Genomic DNA, 18357 nt, shown 5'->3' on the forward strand with positions numbered 1-18357 from the left:
TAGGAATGTGACCTGGATCATACGCTCGGTGATCGGGGTGTGCGAGAGGGCCGGCCGCCTCTTTTCGGCGGCCGGCCCTGGGGAGGTCGCTCAGCGCAGGTCGAGGCCTAGCAGGACGGGGTCGTGGTCGGACGACCGGAACGCGTCCGGCCTGTAGAACGCGGGCGGGTTGTACTCGGTGTTGTAGTCGAGGAACACCGGCTCGTCGCTGTTGATGTGCCAGATCGTCGCGCCGGTCACGCGCCGCGACAGCGCCCTGCCCGCGAGCGCGTGGTCCAGCTCGCCCGACTGCCCGTCGAAGACGTAGCTGTACCGCTGGCCCGGGCGGACGAACCGCTGCGTCTGCCCGACCAGCCCGGCGCCGGTGAGCGCCTTCACCGGGTCCTCGGCGGTGTAGGCGTTGAGGTCGCCGACGACGAGCGGGTTCGGCACGCCGGCCGCGAGATCGGCGACCGCCCCGGCCTGGGCGACGCGGCGGGCGTTGTAGCAGCCCTGGCCGTCGCCCTGGTCCTGGTCGGGGCCGGTGGCCCCGCCGCAGCCCTTCGACTTGAGATGGTTGACGATCATGGTGAACGCCGTCCCGCCCGCCCGGGGGCGGAACGTCTGCACCAGCGGCGGCCGGTCGAACACCGGGTCCTGCGACGAGCGCGCGTCGCCGACCGGCGTGACCTTCGACGGCCGGTAGATCAGCGCGACGTGGATCTCGTCCGTCCCGGGGTAGGGGTGCCGCACCCACGTGTACGTTCCGGCGCCGGCCGCCTGGTTCAGCCGGTCGACGATCGCCCCGACGGCGGTGTCGCCGTTGTTCTCGACCTCCATCAGCCCGACGACGTCGGCGTCCAGGCCCCGCAGCGCGGCGGTCAGCTTGGCGAGCTGCCGCTCCTGCTCCTCGGCCGTGTCCGCTCCTCGCCTGTCGAGCGTCGTGAACCAGTTCAGCGTGTTGAAGCCGGCGACGCGCACGTCACCGCCGACGTTCTGCGGCCGCTTCCGCCCCGGGTTCGCGTTGTCGAACCGCGCGGGCCTGGTCGGCTGCAACGTGTAGGCGCCGAACTGGTAGGTGAGCACACCGGTCAGCCCGGTCGTGGCGTCCCCGATCCGCAGGACGCGGGGGTCGGTGTACGGGATCGTCGCCGGGTTCTGGACGTTCGACCCGTCGTCGACCAGGAGCCGCCGCGCGTCGTTGCCCGCCTGGGTGGTGCCGTGCCCGTCGGTCGGCTGGAAGAGGCGGCCGCCCGCGGAGACCGTGATCTGCCCGTACCGTCCGAGCTGGTAGGTCTCGGTGGCGGTGAGCCGCTGGCCGAACCGCAGCAGCATGCCCTCGTACTGCTCCAGGCCCGCGCCGCCCTTGAGCGGCAGCCGGACGGCCGTGGGCGCGACCTTCCCGGTGCCGCACACGTCCACGGCCGACACGGGGGACAGTTCGGTGAGCCCGTTGTACTCGACGGCCTTGCCGGTGACGAGGACCCGGTCGCCGACCGCGACGTCGGTGGTCGAGTAGACGAACAGCCCGTCGGAGGTCCGCGGATCCGCGTCGGGCGCCGGGTCCTGGACGAAGAAGCCCTTGAGCTGGTCGGAGCGCTGGAGGTCCGCGGTCACGACCCCCTCGACGCGGACGGTCTGCCCGGCGAGGGGGGTCGTGCTGCCGCTGCCCTGGACCTCGGCGATCTGGTGGTCGGCGGGGATGCCGCAGGTGGACGGCTCCGCCGCGGCGGCCGTCTGGACGCCGGCGGCGAGGCCGGCGGTCAGGACGGTCGCGAGTGCTGCTGCTGTTCGGCGCATGGCGGGAGAGTAGGCGCGCCCCCTGGCCGACCAGCGAACCGTTAATGAAGACTCCACCAATTCGCAACGGACCCGGCTACCGGCCAGGACGCTCCAGCAGGGTGATCAGGCGGGCGAGGCCGTCCTCGCCGTGGCCCTCCTCGACCGCGCGGTCGAGCAGGTCCCGCACGGGGAGCAGGTACCCGGGGTCCACGCCCTGGTCGCGGCTCGTCTCGATCAGGCCGGGGAACGCCATCCGGCTGGTCGCGACGCTGGAGACGGTGGTCGCGAAGTCGCCCGCCTCGACGGCGCGGGCCTGCTCGGGGAGCGAGCCCAGCATCGCGGTCAGCCACGCGGTGGCCATCGGCTCGAAGTCCGTGGCCGCGACCTTCTCCGACCGGACGAGCGCGAAGGCGTGCTGGACGCCGGCGAACATGCCGTACATCGCGTCCAGCAGGGCCAGGTCGAACAGCGGCGCGAGCCCCGGGTCGCCCCCCAGGAACCGCGGCCGGCCCAGGACCGCGAGGGTCTCGCGGTGCTCCTCGAACGCCTCCTCGTCGCCGCTGTAGAGGATCAGCGCCCCCGGCTGCCCGATCATGGGCGGGACGGCCATGATGCCGCCGTCCACGTACCGGGCGCCGAGCCCGGCGGCGCGGCCGGCCATGGCGCGGGCCTGCCTGGGCGTCCCGTTGGTGAGCTGGACGATCGTGCGCCCGGCCGCCGCGCCGCCGAGGATCTCCTCGGCGTTGCCGTACACCGACAGGCACACGATCACCAGCGGGCTCGCCGCGATCGCCGCCTCGGCGCTCTCCGCCTCCACCGCGCCCTTGGCGACGAGCGGCCCGGCCTTGGCGCGCGAGCGGTTCCAGACGGTCACCGTCCGCCCGTCCCTCAGCAGCGCCTCGGCGAGCGCGCCGCCCATCAGCCCGAGCCCCAGCACGGTCACGGAAGTCGTCGTCATGTCGGTCCCTTCGTCTTCGTAGGGCTCCAGCCTGCGGCGGGCGGGTTCGGGAAAGGTTCGGGCCGCATTACGGTGGGGGCATGCGCTTCGGGGTCCTCGGTCCGCTGGAGGTGCGGACCGAGGACGGCCGCCCGGTCCCGGTCCCGGACCGGAAGGTGCGGGCGCTGCTGGCCGATCTCCTCGCGCACGCCGGACGCGCCGTCCCCGCCGACCGCCTCATCGACGACCTGTGGGGCGACGCGCTGCCCGCCGATCCGCCGGCGACGCTGCGGGCCCGCGTCTCCCAGCTGCGCCGGACGCTGGAGGACGCCGAACCGGGCGCCCGGGCCCTGGTCGAGACCCGCCCGCCCGGCTACCGGTTGGCCGCGCGGACCGACGCGCTCGACTTCGCGGACCTCGCCGGGCGCGCGCCGGACGCGTCCGGCCCCGCCGCCCGGGCCGCGCTTTTCGCCGAGGCGTTGGAGCTCTGGCGCGGCCCCGCGTTCGCCGACTTCGCCGACGCGCCGTTCGCGGCCCCCGAGATCGCCCGCCTGGACGAACTGCGCCTCGCGGCCCTGGAGGGGCGCGCCGAGGCCCGCCTCGAGCTGGGCGAGGACGCGGCACTGGCGGCGGAGCTGCGCGGACCGGTGCGGGAGCACCCGTTCCGGGAGCGGCTGCGCGCGGCCCACATGCGGGCCCTGTACCGGGCGGGCCGTCCCGCCGAGGCCCTCGCCGCCTACGACGACCTGCGCGTCCGCCTGCGCGACGACCTGGGCCTGGACCCCTCGCCCGCGCTGGCGGCCCTGCACGCGTCCATGCTCCGGGGCGACCCGGCGGCCGGCGGGCCGCGGGGCAACCTGCCGGCCGAAGTGGCGCCCCTCGTCGGCAGGGACGCCGCCGTCCGGGAGCTGACCGCGCTGCTGGGGGAGTCGCGGCTCGTAACGCTGCACGGGACGGGCGGGGTCGGGAAGACCCGGCTCGCGGTGGCGGTCGCCCGCGAAGTGCGCGACCCGGGCGAGGCGTGGCTCGTACGGCTCGACGAGGGGCTGGAGGCGGGCGCGTCCGCCGACGAGGCGGCGTCGTTCACCGCAGGGGTGCTCGGGCTGCGCGACGACGCGGGCTCGGGCGGTGGACCGGCCGCACGGCTGGGCGAGGCGCTGCGGGGCAGGCGGGCGCTGCTGGTCCTCGACAACTGCGAGCACGTGGCCGGCTCGGTGGCGCGGCTGGCGGCCGCGCTGCTGCGGGACGTCGCGGACCTGCGGGTCCTCGCCACGAGCCGGGAGCCGCTCGCGATCTCGGGGGAGCGGCTCTGGACCGTCCCGCCGCTGGCCGCCGGGGCCGCCGCCGCGCTGCTCGCCGAGCGGGCCGGCATCGCGCCGGGCCTCCGGAACGACGAGGCGATCGCGGCGATCTGCGACCGGCTCGACGGCGTCCCGCTGGCCCTGGAACTGGCGGCGACGCGGGTACGGGCGCTCGGCCTCGCCGGCCTGGCCGAACGGCTGGACGACCGCTTCCGGCTCCTGTCGTCCGGCGCCCGGGACGCCCCGCCCCGGCAGCGGACGCTTCGCGCCCTGATCGACTGGAGCTGGGAGCCGCTGGACGAGCGCGAGCGGGCGGTGCTGCGGCGGCTGGCGGTCCACGCGGGCGGCTGCACCCTCGACGCGGCCGAGGCGGTCTGCGGCGCCGACGTCGAGACGCTCGCGGGGCTCGTCGACCGTTCGCTCGTCGCGGTGGGGGAGGGCCCGCGGTACCGGCTGCTCGAAACGGTCGCCGCGTACGGCGCCGAGCGGCTCCGGGAGGCGGGCGAGGACGGGCGGGTGCGCCGCCGCCACGCCGAGTACTACATCGGCCTGGCCGAACGCGCCGACCTGCGCGGTCCGGGCCAGCGCGACGCCCTGTGGCGGCTGCGCGCGGAGACCGGCAACCTGCGGGCCGCTCTCGACGGCGCCGTCCGGGCCGGGGACGCGGGGCTCGCGCTGCGGCTGGTCAACGCGATGGGCTGGGCGTGGTTCCTGTGGGGCCGCGCCGGCGAGGCGCGCCGGGCGTTCGGGCGGGCGCTCGCCGTGCCGGGCGCGGCGGAACCGGCGGACGCGGCGCGGGCGCGGACCTGGCACACCGGGTTCGCCATGCTGGACGGCGACGGAGCGGACCGCGACGAGCGCGTCCGCGAGGCCCTCGCCGCCGACGGCGACCCGTGGGCGCACTGGTTCCTCGGATTCGTGCGGGGAGGGTTCGGGGACCTCGGGCCGATCGAGGAGCTGACCGCCCGCGCCCTCGACGGGTTCCGCGCCCGCGGGGACGGCTGGGGCGAGGCGGCGGCGCTCGCGGTGCGGGCCGGGCAGGCGCTGTCGGCCGGTGACCTCGCCGGGGCCCGGCGCGACGGCGAGCGGGCCCTGCGGCTGTCCGGCACGGCGGGCGACCGGTGGGGCCGCCTCCAGGCCACCGAGACACTCGCCCTGGTCGCGGAGGTGACCGGCGACTACGCCCGCGCGCGCGAGCTCCACGAGAGCGGCCTGCGCGACGCCGAGGAGCTCGGGCTCTGGGCGGAGGCGTCCGGCCGGCTGGCCCGCCTCGGCCGCGTCGCGATGCTCGAAGGCGACCTCGACCGCGCCGACGACCTGCACGAGCGCGGCAGGCGGCTGGCCGTCCGCGAGTCGCACCGCCGGATGGAGCACTTCGCCGAGATCGGCCTCGCCCTCGCGGCGCGCAGGCGCGGGCGCCTTGCCGAGGCGGAGGCGATCCTGCGTCGCTGGCTCGGCTGGTGCCGCGAAATCGACGGCGCCCCCGGCCTCGCCTTCCTCCTGGCCGAGCTGGGATTCATCGCCGAACTGCGGGGCGACGCCGGACGGGCGCTCGACCTGCACACCGAGGGGCTGGCCGCGGCCCGCGCCACCGGCCACCCCCGCGCGGTCGCGCTCGCGCAGGAGGGCATGGCCGGTGCGCTGTCCCTCGCCGGCCGCCGCGCGGAGGCCGCGCGGGCGCTGGCCGCCGCGTCGCGGGCCCGGGCGGCCGCCGGCGCGCCGCTGCCCGAGGCGGAGCGCGGCGACGTCGACCGCATCGCCGCCCGCCTCGGCTAGGGCCTTTCTCGAAGTGGGCCGGGACGCTGAAATCAGGAGCGGCGGGTGAAGGCCAGGGGGAGGGCGAGGAACATCACGGCGGCCGTCAGGGCGAAGGCGGCCGGGTAGCCGGTCGCGGCGGCGGCGAGGCCGAACGCGGCGCCGCCGACGCCCATACCGCCGTCGTAGCCGATGTTCCACAGCGCGCTGACCGTGCCGTAGCCGGACGCGGGCGCCCGCTCGAACATCATGGCCATGCTCGCGTTCTGCGTGACGCCGAAGCCCGCCCCGAACACCACCATGGCGGCGAGGACGGCGACCGTGTTCGGCGCGAGGGTCAGCAGCGCGATGCCGGACGCGGAGACGGCCACGGCGGGCAGGAGGAGCCGCGCGGCGCCGTGCCGGTCCCCGATCCGTCCAGCCCACCAGCGCGAGAGCGTGGCGGCCGCCGGCTGGACGAACAGCGCCGCCGCCGCGACCCCGCCGGGGACGGCGTCGGGCAGGAACGTGACGAGGATGCCCGCCGCCATCGCGGTCGAGGCGAACGCGACGGCCGGGCGTACCAGCGCCGCCGACCGCAGTCCCGCGACGATGCCGAAGGGCCGCTCGGGAGCCGGCGTGGAGGAGACCGGGCCGGTGACCTCGCGCGGCAGGCCGGGCAGGACGGCGAGCGCGGCGAGCGAGGCCGCGGAGCCCGCGAGGAAGACCGGCGTGTAGCCGACCTCGCCCGCCAGCCACACCCCGAGCGGCAGCGCGAGCAGCGACGGCACCCCGGCCACGACCCCGAACAGCCCGATCCCCTCGCCGCGCCGCTCCGCCGGGACGAGCGCCGCGATCAGCGCGCCCGTCACCACCACGGCCACCGCGAAGCCGAGGCCGCGCACCAGGCTCACCGCGGTGATCGTCGCCATGGACGAGGAGAACGGCAGCGCGAGCGAGGGCGCCCCGAGCAGCACCGTCCCCGCCGTGAGCACCCGCCGGTGCCCGAACCGGTCGAGCAGCCGGGGCAGCGAGAGTTCGGCGAGCACGGTCGTGAGCATCAGCGCGCCCGTGGTGACGCCCGCGCCGACGCCGCCCGCGCCGCCGTCCACCGCGTACATCGGCACGACCGAGAACAGCAGGAAGAAACCCGTCAGCGTGGTGAAGGCGGCCACGAACACCAGCGCCAGATGCCGCCCGACCAGCGGCGGCCGCGCGGCGACGGCGGTGCCCGGCTGCGGCAGTGTCTCCCGTGTCTCGCTCATGGGCACGACGCTAGGGGACCATCCGGCCTGCTATATGGTCCAATTTCATGGCAATCGAGTGGGCCGGTTCGACACCGGAGCTGCTGCTGGACCTGGACCGGGACGCGACCGGGACGCTGCGGTCGCAGCTGGAGACCGCGCTGCGCGACGCGATCTGCACCGGACGGCTGAAGACGGGGGAGCGGCTGCCGTCGTCGCGGGAGCTGGCCCGCCAGCTCGGCGTCTCCCGCGGCCTCGTCCAGGAGTGCTACGGCCAGCTCACCGCCGAGGGATACCTGTGCACGCGGGCGGGGTCGGCGACCCGCGTGGCGCCCGTCCGCGCCGTCGACGGCGGGCCGGCGCCCGCCGCGCGGCCGGACGCGTCCCGGCTCCGCGTCGACTTCGCCGCGGGCGTGCCCGACCTGGCGTCCTTCCCGCGCGGCGACTGGTCGTGGGCGCAGCGGGAGGTCGCCCGGACGGTGCGCAGCGAGGCGCTCGGCTACGGCGACCCGCGAGGCGCCGAGGCCCTGCGGGACGTCCTCGCCGGTCACCTCCGGCGGGTGCGCGCGGCGGTCGCCGAGGCCGAGGACATCGTCGTCTGCGGCGGCTTCGCCCAGGGGCTCGGCATCGTCCTGCACGTCCTGGCCCGCCGGGGCGTCCGCCGCGTGGCGTTCGAGGACCCCGGCTACGGCGACGGCGCGACCATGGCCGCCGCGGAGCGCGCCGGGATCGAGGCGGTGCCGGTCCCGGTCGACGGCCTCGGGCTGGACGTCGGCGCGCTCGACGCGAGTGGCGCCCGCGCGGTCGTCGTCACCCCGGCTCACCAGTGGCCGACCGGGGTCGTGCTGGCCCCTGAGCGGCGCCGCGCCCTCGTCGACTGGGCGTGCGAGCGGGACGGGGTCGTCGTCGAGGACGACTACGATGCCGAGTTCCGCTACGACCGCGAGCCCGTCGGGTCGGTGCAGGGGCTGGCCCCCGGCCGCGTCATCGCCCTCGGGACGGTCAGCAAGTCGCTGGCCCCGGCCGTCCGGCTCGGCTGGATCCTGTGCCCGCCCGCGCTGACCCGGGCGGTGGCGGAGGAGAAGCGGCTCGCCGACCGCGGCTCGCCCGTCCTCGACCAGCTCGCGCTCGCCGCGCTCGTCGAGTCCGGCCGCTTCGGGCGGCACCTGCGCCGGATGCGGCCCGTCTACGCCGCACGCCGCGCGGCGCTCGTGGCGGCCCTCGCCGAGCACGCGCCCGCCGTGCGGCTGACCGGGCTGGCGGCCGGCTTCCACGCCGTCGCGCACCTGCCGGACGGGGCGGACGAGCGGCGCGTCGTCGCCGAGGCGCGCCGGCGGTCGGTCGGCCTGTACGGGATGAGCACCTACCGGGCGTCCGGCGCGGCCGACCCGCCCCGGCTCGTCCTCGGCTTCGGCGACCTCTCCGAGACCGCGATCCGGGACGGGGTCCGGGAGGTGGCCGACCTCCTCGGACCTTGAGTTGAGTGCTAAGAACGGCGCCCCAGCATGTGACAGGACTTCATTCCGCGCGCCGCGCCGGGTGGGAGACAGTCGTCAGCATTCGGTTTCCAGCCCACCCCTGGAGCGAGAATGCGCTTCCGCAGCCTCCTCACCACCGCGGCGCTCGGCGCGGCCCTCGCCGTGCCCGTCGCCGCGCCCCCGGCCGCAGCCGCGCCCTCCGGCTGCGGCGCCACCGACGCGGAGATCTACGCGGCGCCGCCCGCGACGGTCGCGGGGAGTCCGGGCGACCTGCTCGCCTGCCGCCCGGCGAAGCTGACGAACATCCCCGGCGACGTCCCGATGAAGGCGTGGAAGGTCCGGTACGTCTCGACCGACGCCAAGGGTGCCAGGAGCGTGGTGACCGGGGCGGTCGCCGTCCCCGACGCGGCCTGGACGAAGGGCGGGTCCCGCCCGACCGTCGCGTTCAACCCGGGCACGCTCGGCTCCGGCCCGCAGTGCGCCTTCTCCAAGCAGCTCGCCGGCGAGTACGTCGACATGTACGAGGGCGCCAACCTGACGCTGTTCCTCAAGGCGGGCTTCGCGGTCGCCGCCACCGACGGTGCCGGGTACCTCGACGGGCAGGTCCACACCTACATGGTCGGCGCGAACGCCGGGCACGCGCTGCTCGACGCCGTCCGGGCGTCGCGCCGCATCCCCGGCGGGTCCCTCACCGCGGACGGCGCGGTCGGCATCTCCGGCTACTCCGAGGGCGGCGCGGCCGCGCTGTGGGGCGCGCAGCTCGCCTCGTCCTACGCGCCGGAGCTGAACGTCGCCGGCGTGGCGGCGGGCGGCGTGCCCGGCGACCTGAAGCTGACGGCGAAGCAGCTGAACGGCGGCCTGTTCGCGGGTTTCCTCGCCGACGCGCTCGTCGGCCTGCACGCGGCCCACCCGGAGATGCCGTTCGACGAGCTGATGAACGACCGGGGCAAGCAGGCGATCAAGGACGTCCGGTCCAACTGCCTGTACGGGACGCTCGCGGTCTTCCTCGGCGCGAGGGTCGAGAACTTCTCCAAGGACGGCCTGTCGCTGGAGCAGATCTACGCGCTGCCCGGCCCCGGCGGCGTCACCTGGGGCGACATCGTCGACCGGCAGAAGCTCGGGGTGGACGTCGGCGTCCCGTCCTCGGCCGCCAAGTACAAGATCGGCTTCCCGGTGTTCCAGTACCGCGGGTGGCTCGAAGAGATCATCCCGCACGAGACCGAGGACGCCACCCGCCAGGCGTACTGCGCGGCCGGCATCACCACGACCTGGAAGAACACCTACCCGGCCGAGCACCTGTCCACCGACTGGGGAGCGGCCGGGGACGTGACGAACTTCCTCGGCGACCGCTTCGAGGGCAAGCCCGCCCAGGGCGACTGCTGACCGGCGGAGCCGGGACACCCCGCAACTCGAACCAAGGGAGTCCAGATCATGACAGCGGGCGTCGCCGACGTCGGCAGCCGCACCCCGCAGCCGGACGTGTCCGGCACCGTCCCGTTCCCCGAGCGCGTCGCGGTCGTGGTGTTCGTGGTCGGGCCCGTCATCGGGCTGCTGGGCGCCGTCCCCTTCCTGTGGGGCTGGGGGATCGGCTGGGCCGACGTGGCCATCTTCGCGTTCCTGTATCCGCTGAACGCGATCGGGATCACGGTCGGCTACCACCGGCACTTCACCCACGGCGGCTTCAAGGCCAAGCGGTGGCTGCGGATCGCCCTGGCGATCCTCGGCGGGCAGGCCATGCACGGCTCGGTGGTCCGCTGGGTCGCCGACCATCGCCGCCACCACAAGTACGCCGACCAGGAGGGCGACCCCCACTCGCCGTGGGCGTACGGGCCCGGCGTGTGGGGGCTGACCAAGGGCCTCTACCACGCGCACATGGGCTGGCTGTTCGGCAAGGAGCGCACGTCCCGCAGCAAGTACGCGCCCGACCTGCTGAGGGACAGGGACATCCGGTTCCTGTCCCTCGACCCCGTCTACGCCGTGATCGTGCTGTCGACGTTCCTCGTCCCGCTGGGGCTCGGCGCGCTGCTCACCTGGTCGTGGCACGGCGCCGTCACCGCGCTGTTCTGGGGCGGGGTGATGCGCGTCTTCGTCGGCGACCACATCACGTTCTCGATCAACTCGATCTGCCACGTGTTCGGCAAGGAGGACTTCAGGACGCGCGACCGGGCCCGCAACGTGTGGTGGCTGGCGATCCCCTCGTTCGGCGAGTCCTGGCACAACCTGCACCACGCCGACCCGACCTGCGCGCGGCACGGCGTCCTCAAGGGACAGATCGACATCAGCGCCCGCGTCATCTGGGTGTTCGAGAGGCTCGGCTGGGTCTGGGACGTCCGCTGGCCCGACCACGAGCGCCTCGCCGCCCGCCGCGTCACCGCCGCCACCACCGGAGAGCGATCATGACCGGTCTTCCCGCGCTCGACCGCACGCCGCTGATCGAGCGGCTCGCCCGGTTCGCCAAGGACTTCCCCGGCGACCGCGCCTACACGTTCATGGACTACGTGACGGACCCGGACGGCGTCGCCACCGACGTCACGTGGGGGGAGCTGGACCGGCGCGCCCGCGGCATCGCCGCCGCCGTCCGCCGGGCCACCGAGCCCGGACGGCGGGTCGCGCTGCTCGCCCCGCAGGACCTGCACTACGTCACCGCGTTCCTCGGCGCCATGTACGCCCGCGTCATCGGCGTCCCGCTGTTCTCCCCGGACCTGCCCGGCCACGGCGACCGGCTCCTCGCCGTCTACCGGGACGCCGAGCCCGACGTCGTGATCACCACGAGCGCGTCGCTGCCGCACGTCCGCGCGTTCCTCGGGGGCGGATCGGTCCCGGAGCCCGCCGAGGTCATCGTCGCGGACGAGGTGGACGCGGCGCTCGACTGGACGCCCGAGCCGATCGACCCCGGCGACGTCGCCTACCTGCAGTACACCTCCGGCTCGACCCGCACCCCCGCCGGCGTGATCATCACGCACGGGAACTTCGCGACGAACGCCGAGCAGCTGTGGCGGACGTTCGAGGGCGTCCCGCGCGTGTCGTCCGGTGTGAACTGGCTGCCCGTCTTCCACGACATGGGCCTGGTGACCACCGTCGCGCTGCCGCTGGTGTACGGCAACCCGGGCGTGATCATGGATCCGGTGGCGTTCGTCATGCGCCCCGTCCGCTGGCTGGAGCTGCTCAGCGCGCAGAGCCACGCGTTCACCGGCGGCCCCAACTTCGCCTACGAGTACCTCACCGCGCAGGTCACCGAGGAGGAGAAGGCGAAGCTCGACCTGAGCGGCGTGCAGGTCTTCATGAACGGCGCGGAGCCGGTCCGGGAGAGCACGCTCACCGGGTTCTACGAGGCGTTCAAGGGCTGCGGGCTGCGGCCCGAGGCGCAGGTGTGCGCGTACGGGCTGGCCGAGGCGACCGTCTACGTGTCGGCGTCGTCCCGGTTCCGCGAGCCGACCCGCGTCGCGTTCGACCACGAGGGGCTGCGCCGGGGTGTCGCCGAGCCGTGCGACCCGGGCGCGCCCGGCGCGATCCAGCTGATCGCCTGCGGGACGTCCTACGGCCAGCACGCCGTCATCGCCGACCCCGGGACCGGTGCGCGGCTCCCCGACGGCGCCGTCGGGGAGATCTGGGTGCACGGCCCGAACGTCGCGGCCGGGTACTGGGGACGTCCCGAGGCCACCAGGGAGACGTTCGAGGCGGAGCTCGCGGACCCCGGCGACCTGCCGCGCTCCCCGTGGCTGCGCACCGGGGACCTCGGCGTCCTGCACGGCGGGGAGCTGTTCGTCACCGGCCGGATCAAGGACCTGGTCATCGTGGACGGGCGCAACCACTACCCGCAGGACATCGAGTTCACCGTCTCCGGCGCGCACAAGGGGATCCGCCGCGAGTACGCCTGCGCGGTGGCGGTCGACACCGGCGACACCGAGGGCCTGGTCGTGGTCGCCGAGCGGAACCGCCGGGTGCCGGTCGCGCTGCTCGACCAGGAGGAGGTGGCGCGGGCGGTGCGGACGGCCGTGAAGCAGCAGCACGACCTGCGCGTGCACGACTTCGTGCTGATCGAGCCCGGCGGCCTGCCGCGCACCAGCAGCGGGAAGATCGCCCGGTCCGCGTGCCGGCTCGCCTACCTCGACGGGACCCTGCCGGTCGCGGAGGCGGCGCCCCCGCCCGAGTGAGCCGGGGCCGGGCCCCTCACGCGTGCTCCCCGTCGGCGCCGTCGCGCAGCCAGACGGGGAGCAGCAGCATCAGCTCCAGCCGGATCGCCGGGTCCTCGATGTCGTAGTCGAAGAGTTCGTGCAGCTGCGCCAGCCGGTACCGGACGGTCTGCGGGTGCACGCACAGCGCCTCCGCCGCGTCCGTCGCGTTGAAGCCGTGCTTGAGGCACTCCAGCAGCGTCGCGGCGAGCCGGCCGCCGCGGTGCGGGCCGAGCGAGGTGAGCGGCGCGAGCCGGCGCCGCGCCGCCGCCTCGGCGAGCGTCCAGCCCTCCTCCAGCAGCAGGTCGGGCACGTACCGGTCGGCGTGGACGAGCGTGCCGGGGTCCTGCCGGGCGAGCCGCCCGGCCGCCATCGAGTCGAGCGTCCGGTGCGCCCAGTGCAGCGATACCCCCGCCCGGTCCAGCGGCACGGAGGGCCCGACCGCGCCCGCCCAGCCGCCGAGGGTGGCGGTCAGCCGGTCGGGGCCGCCGGGGCGGTCCGGGTCGGGCATCACCAGGCACGGCCGCCCGCGGTCCAGGCCGCTCAGCAGGGACGGCGGCAGCCCGGCGGGCCCTTCACCCCCGCTGCCGGGCCGCGGCTCCAGCACGATCACGGCCAGCCGCTCGGGCAGCGGCCAGCCCGCCAGGTTGGCCTGCTCGGCGACGACGTCCCGCGGCGCCGCCGGGTCCGACAGCAGCAGGCTCATCAGCCGGCCGCGGCGCTGCTCCCGCTCGCCCGCCGCCTTCTCCCGCGCCCGGGCGTAGCCCTGGGCGGCGGCCGACGCGAGCAGGTCCAGGTAGGCGAGGTTCGCCTCGGTCAGCGCGATCGCCAGGTCGCGGGGCTTCTTCAGCCGGTCGGCCTCGCGCGACAGGTACCGCCACGCGGTCCTGGAGGCGACGCGCATCGCGTTCTGCAGGTGCTCCAGGCCGCGCCCCTCGACCGCCTCCCCGTACCCGATGTCGAAGTAGACCTGGTGCACCTCCTGCCAGGAGGCGTCGGGGTCGGCGATCATCTGCACGAAGTGCCCCATGCCCTGCGCCGTCGCGAGCCGCATCACCTCGGTGTAGACGGGGTCGTCGGGCCGGGCGTACTCGGGGACGTGCCGCAGCACGCCCTCCACCATGGAGTCGACCAGGGCCGGAAGGTGCGGGCGCATCCACTGCGCCTCCTCGCGCGGCACGTCCCGCCAGGGCTCCCCCGACAGGTCGTCGGCCTGGGCGGACCTCTCGTGCAGCTCCGTCAAAGTGTCACCTCCGTCAGCGGACACCTGGGGCCGCCAGGCTAGGCAGCGTGCGTCGCACAAGACACTCACATCGGTGACAACGCCGCCCGATTCCTTGTCACCCCCGGCGGATGGGGCTGGTGGCGCCGCACAAGGAGTGGTCCTCAGCCCGCCGCGAGGGTCAGCAGGACGACGGCCGCGGCGGCGCCGGCCCGCGGCCCGGCCGCATCCGGGCGCCGCGCGTCCGCTCCTGGAACGGAGCCGTTTGCGTGCCATGCTGGCGGGGTAGCGCTGCATGTCGGAGGTCGTCTGATGGATCGCGGAGCCGGGCCCGGCGCGGGGGAGGACGAGCGGCGGCGGATCGCCCGCACGGACGTGCTGCTCGCCGAGCCCCGCCTCGCGAGCGCGGCGGGACGGCTCGGGCGCGGCGTCGTGAAGGCGGCGGTGGTCGCGGCCCAGCGCCGGGCCCGCGCCGGCGAGATCGCCCCGGAGGCGGTGGCCGACGCCGCCGTCGCGTCGCTCCCGCCGAGCGCCTCCGGGCTCCGCCCGGTGCTCAACGCGACCGGCGTCCTGCTGCACACGGGCCTCGGGCGGGCGCCGCTGTCGGCCGCGGCCCGCGAGGCCGTGGCGGTGGCCTCCGGCGCCACGGACGTCGAGTTCGACCTGGAGACCGGAAGGCGCGCCGGGCGCGGCCGGTCGGTCCTCGCGGCGCTGCGGGAGCGGGTGCCCGAGGCGGAGGCCGCGCACGTGGTCAACAACGGCGCGGCGGCGCTCGTGCTGGCCGCGACCGTGCTCGCGCCCGGCCGGGAGATCGTCATCAGCCGCGGCGAGATGGTGGAGATCGGCGACGGGTTCCGGATCCCCGAACTGCTCGCCACCACCGGCGCCCGGCTGCGCGAGGTCGGCACGACGAACCGGACCGCGCCGGACGACTACGCGGCGGCCGTCGGCGAGGCGACCGGGTTCATCCTCAAGGTGCACCCCTCCAACTTCCGCGTGACCGGCTTCACGCGGGGCACGGGCGTCGCGGAACTGGCCGGCCTCGGAGTGCCGGTCGTCGCCGACATCGGCTCCGGCCTGCTCGCCCCCGAGCCGCTCCTGCCGGACGAGCCCGACGCCGCGTCCATGCTCAAGGCGGGCGCCGACCTCGTCACCGCCAGCGGCGACAAGCTGCTCGGCGGCCCGCAGTGCGGGCTCCTCCTCGGGCGGGCCGAGCCGGTCCGGCGCCTCGCCCGCCATCCGCTCGCGCGGGCCCTGCGGGTCGACAAGCTGACGCTCGCCGCCCTGGAGGCCACCCTCCGCGGTCCGCTCACCCCGACCGCCGAGGCGCTGCGCGCCGACGCGGCGGCCCTGCGGGAAAGGGCCGAACGGCTCGCCGCCCGGCTGCGGGACGCGGGAGTGGACGCGATCGCCGTCGGGAGCGATGCGGCGGTCGGCGGCGGCGGCGCGCCGGGCGTCGTCCTGCCGAGCGCGGCGGTCTCGGTGCCCGAGCCGTACGCGGCGCGGCTGCGGCGGGGGACGCCCGCCGTGATGGGACGCGTCGAGGACGGCCGGTGCCTGCTCGACCTGCGGTCCGTGCCGCCTGACCAGGACGGCGCGCTCGCGGGCGCCGTCCTGGCGGGGACGCCATGACGCACGTCGTCGCGACCGCCGGCCACGTCGACCACGGCAAGTCGACGCTCGTCCGCGCCCTCACCGGAATGGAGCCCGACCGGCTGGAGGAGGAGCGGCGCCGCGGCCTCACCATCGAGCTGGGCTTCGCCTGGACGGCCCTGCCGGGCGGCGACCGGATCGCCTTCGTGGACGTCCCCGGGCACGAGCGGCTCGTCACCACGATGCTCGCCGGGGTCGGGCCCGCCCCGGCCGTGATGTTCGTGGTGGCCGCCGACCAGGGCTGGCAGCGCCAGTCCGAGGAGCACCTCGCGGTCCTGGACGCGCTCGGCGTCCGGCACGCTCTCCTCGTCGTGACGCGCCGCGACCTCGCCGGCGGCGCGCCGGCGGAGCGGGTGCGCGCGGAGGCCCTCACCCACCTCGCGGCCACCACGCTCGGGCGCGTCGAATCGGTCATGGTCAGCGGTACCACCGGCGAGGGTCTCGACGAGCTGCGCGCGGCCCTCGAACGGCTCACCGGGTCCCTCCCGGAACCCGACCGGGACGCCGACGTCCGCCTCTGGATCGACCGGGTCTTCACGATCCGCGGCAGGGGCACGGTCGTGACCGGCACGCTCGGTGCGGGGACGATCGGCGTCGGCGACCGCCTCGCCGCCGGCGGCGCCGTCCTGCGCGTGCGCGGGCTCCAGAGCCTCAAGGAGGACCACCGGGAGATCGGCGCCGTCGCCCGCGTCGCCGTGAACCTGCACGGGAACGCCGGGGAGATCGGCCGGGGCGACGCCCTGCTCGCCCCCGGGCGCTGGCTCGCCGCCGACGTCGTCGACGTCCGGCTCCGCGGCGACGCCGCGCCCGACCTGCCGCGCGAGCTGACGCTGCACGCGGGGACGGCGGCCGTGCCGGTCCACGTCCGCCCGCTGGGGGAGGACACGGCGCGGCTGTCGCTGCGCCGCCCGCTGCCGCTGCGCGTCGGGGACGCCGCGCTGCTGCGCGACCCCGGGCGGCACCGCGTCCCGGCGGGGGCGACGGTCCTGGACGTTCGCCCCGAGCCGTTCGCGCGGCGCGGGGCGGCGGCGGCGCGGGCCCGCGTGCTCGCCGCCATGACCGGCCGCCCGGACGGCGCCGGGGAGGTCCGGCGCCGGGGCCTGATCAGGCGGTCGGACCTGCTGGCGATGGGAGTCCCCGTCCCCTTCGAGCCGGTGGCGGGGGACTGGCTCGCCGACCCCGCCCTCTGGAAGGACCTGCGCGGGCGGCTCGCGGCGGCCGTCGAGGAGCACGCCGCGGCGAACCCCACCGATCCCGGGCTCCCGGCCGACGCCGCGCGGCGCGCCCTGGACCTCCCCGACCGCGTCCTCGTCGACGCCCTCGCCGAGGGCCTCCGGCGGCGCGACGGAAGGATCTACGGCCGGACGACCGCGCCCGAGCTGCCGCCGCCCGTGCGCGAGGCCGTCGACGCCGTCCGCCGCGACCTGGCCGCGGCCCCGTTCCAGGCGCCGGACGCGAACCGGCTCGCCGAACTCGGCCTCACGCCGAAGCTGCTCGCCGTCGCCGCCGCGACCGGCGCCCTGCTCAAGGTGGCCGACGGCGTCGTCCTGCTGCCCGGCGACGACGCCCGCGCCGCCGGCCTGCTCGCCGGGCTCGGCGGCCCCTTCACGCTGAGCGAGGCGCGCCGCGCGCTCGGCACGACCCGCCGCGTCGCCGTCCCGCTCCTGGAGTACCTGGACGACCGGGGCTACACGGTCCGGGTCGACGACCTCCGCCGCCGCTGCACCGGGAGGAAGCCATGACCGGACCGCTCACGAAACGGCTCACCCAGTACGCGCACGGCGGCGGCTGCGCCTGCAAGATCCCGCCGGGCGAGCTGGAGGACGTCGTCGCCGGCCTCGGCGCCGCGCCCGCCTCGCCCAACGCCGACCTGCTCGTCGGTCTGGAGACCGGCGACGACGCGGCCGTGGTGCGGCTCCGCGACGACCTCGCCGCCGTCGCCACCGCCGACTTCTTCACGCCCGTCGTGGACGACCCCTACGACTGGGGGCGCATCGCCGCCGCCAACGCCCTGTCCGACGTGTACGCGATCGGCGGCCGCCCCCTCGTGGCGGTGAACCTGCTCGCCTGGCCCCGCGACGTCCTGCCGTTCGACCTGGCGCGCGAGGTCCTGCGCGGCGGCCTCGACGTCGCCGCCGAGGCGGGCTGCCACGTCGGCGGCGGCCACAGCGTGGACGACCCCGAGCCCAAGTACGGCATGGCGGTCACGGGCATCGCCGACCCCGCACGCCTCCTGCGCAACGACGCCGGCAAGCCGGGCACGCCCCTCAGCCTCACCAAGCCCCTCGGGCTCGGCGTCCTGAACAACCGGCACAAGGCGACGGGGGAGGTCTTCGCGCACGCCGTCGCGACCATGGCCGCGCTGAACCGAGACGCGGCCGCCGCCGCGCTGGACGCCGGGATCGCCTGCGCCACCGACGTGACCGGGTTCGGGCTCCTCGGCCACCTCTACAAGATGGCCCGCGCGTCCGGCGTGACCGCCGTGGTCGACGCCGCCGCCGTCCCCTACCTCGACGGCGCCCGCGCGTCCCTCCGGGACGGGCACGTCAGCGGCGGCACCCGCCGCAACCTCGACTGGGTGGCCCCGCACACCGATTTCGGCGCCGTCGGCGAGGACGACCGCCTCCTGCTCGCCGACGCCCAGACCTCCGGCGGCCTCCTCCTGGCGGGCGAGATCCCCGGCGCCCCCGTCATAGGCGAGTTGATCCCCGCCACCGAGCACCCGCTGATCGTCCGCTGAACCCCTGGTTCCGGGAACCCGCGACGACCTCAAGGGCTGCGATCGCGTCCGAAGGCAGATTCGAGCGAAGCGAGAATCTGATCGCGCAGTGAGCCGCCAGGCGAGTCGGAGCGAT

12 protein-coding genes are annotated in these 18357 nt (G+C 76.0%); 8 read left to right on the plus strand and 4 right to left on the minus strand.

What is annotated here, in order from left to right:
* Positions 1-90: 90 nt before the first annotated feature.
* Both BJY14_RS31640 and BJY14_RS31645 read right to left on the minus strand, forming a co-directional pair.
* Complete coding sequence (locus tag BJY14_RS31640; RefSeq protein WP_179846958.1) at positions 91-1779, minus strand: ExeM/NucH family extracellular endonuclease; 1689 nt, start codon at positions 1777-1779, stop codon at positions 91-93.
* Positions 1780-1855: 76 nt separating this feature from the next.
* Positions 1856-2719 (minus strand): NAD(P)-dependent oxidoreductase, encoded by an 864-nt coding sequence (locus tag BJY14_RS31645; protein WP_179846959.1) that lies wholly within the window; start codon positions 2717-2719, stop codon positions 1856-1858.
* An 80-nt stretch (positions 2720-2799) separates the two neighbouring features.
* Here BJY14_RS31645 and BJY14_RS31650 point away from each other — a divergent pair, with 80 nt between their 5' ends.
* Positions 2800-5775: an AfsR/SARP family transcriptional regulator gene (locus BJY14_RS31650; protein ID WP_179846960.1), complete on the plus strand. Its 2976-nt coding sequence runs from the start codon at positions 2800-2802 to the stop codon at positions 5773-5775.
* A 32-nt stretch (positions 5776-5807) separates the two neighbouring features.
* On the opposite strand, the gene BJY14_RS31655 is transcribed toward BJY14_RS31650, so the two are convergent.
* A complete protein-coding gene (locus tag BJY14_RS31655) occupies positions 5808-6998 on the minus strand; it encodes an MFS transporter (protein WP_179846961.1) in 1191 nt (396 codons plus the stop codon).
* A 47-nt stretch (positions 6999-7045) separates the two neighbouring features.
* Here BJY14_RS31655 and pdxR point away from each other — a divergent pair, with 47 nt between their 5' ends.
* The 4 genes from pdxR to BJY14_RS31675 all read left to right on the plus strand — a co-directional run bounded on the left by pdxR (position 7046) and on the right by BJY14_RS31675 (position 12609).
* Positions 7046-8455 carry a MocR-like pyridoxine biosynthesis transcription factor PdxR gene (pdxR, locus tag BJY14_RS31660; RefSeq protein WP_179846962.1) on the plus strand — a complete coding sequence of 470 codons (1410 nt, stop codon included), beginning with the start codon at positions 7046-7048 and terminating at the stop codon, positions 8453-8455.
* A 111-nt stretch (positions 8456-8566) separates the two neighbouring features.
* The gene (locus tag BJY14_RS31665; RefSeq protein WP_179846963.1) at positions 8567-9838 is read left to right on the plus strand and encodes a lipase family protein; all 1272 of its coding nucleotides are present in this window, start codon (positions 8567-8569) and stop codon (positions 9836-9838) included.
* Positions 9839-9886: 48 nt separating this feature from the next.
* Complete coding sequence (locus tag BJY14_RS31670) at positions 9887-10855, plus strand: acyl-CoA desaturase (RefSeq protein ID WP_179846964.1); 969 nt, start codon at positions 9887-9889, stop codon at positions 10853-10855.
* On the plus strand, positions 10852-12609 hold the full coding sequence (locus tag BJY14_RS31675; RefSeq protein ID WP_179846965.1) for a fatty acyl-AMP ligase: 1758 nt from the start codon (positions 10852-10854) through the stop codon (positions 12607-12609). Before BJY14_RS31670 ends, BJY14_RS31675 begins: the two co-directional genes overlap by 4 nt.
* Positions 12610-12625: 16 nt before the next feature.
* Here BJY14_RS31675 and BJY14_RS31680 read toward each other — a convergent pair whose 3' ends face one another.
* Positions 12626-13870, minus strand: a complete 1245-nt coding sequence (locus BJY14_RS31680) for a PucR family transcriptional regulator (RefSeq protein ID WP_246396187.1) — start codon at positions 13868-13870, stop codon at positions 12626-12628.
* Between the two features lie 291 nt (positions 13871-14161).
* Here BJY14_RS31680 and selA point away from each other — a divergent pair, with 291 nt between their 5' ends.
* The 3 genes from selA to selD are packed head-to-tail and all read left to right on the plus strand — an operon-like array spanning position 14162 to position 18242.
* Positions 14162-15481, plus strand: a complete 1320-nt coding sequence (gene selA / locus BJY14_RS31685; RefSeq protein ID WP_179846966.1) for an L-seryl-tRNA(Sec) selenium transferase — start codon at positions 14162-14164, stop codon at positions 15479-15481.
* Positions 15478-17244 (plus strand): selenocysteine-specific translation elongation factor, encoded by a 1767-nt coding sequence (locus BJY14_RS31690; protein ID WP_179846967.1) that lies wholly within the window; start codon positions 15478-15480, stop codon positions 17242-17244. Before selA ends, BJY14_RS31690 begins: the two co-directional genes overlap by 4 nt.
* Positions 17241-18242, plus strand: coding sequence for a selenide, water dikinase SelD (selD, locus tag BJY14_RS31695; protein WP_179846968.1), 1002 nt, complete (start codon positions 17241-17243; stop codon positions 18240-18242). Before BJY14_RS31690 ends, selD begins: the two co-directional genes overlap by 4 nt.
* Positions 18243-18357 lie beyond the last annotated feature (115 nt).

The sequence above is a fragment of the Actinomadura luteofluorescens genome (assembly GCF_013409365.1).
GTDB classification, from domain to species: Bacteria; Actinomycetota; Actinomycetes; order Streptosporangiales; family Streptosporangiaceae; genus Spirillospora; species Spirillospora luteofluorescens.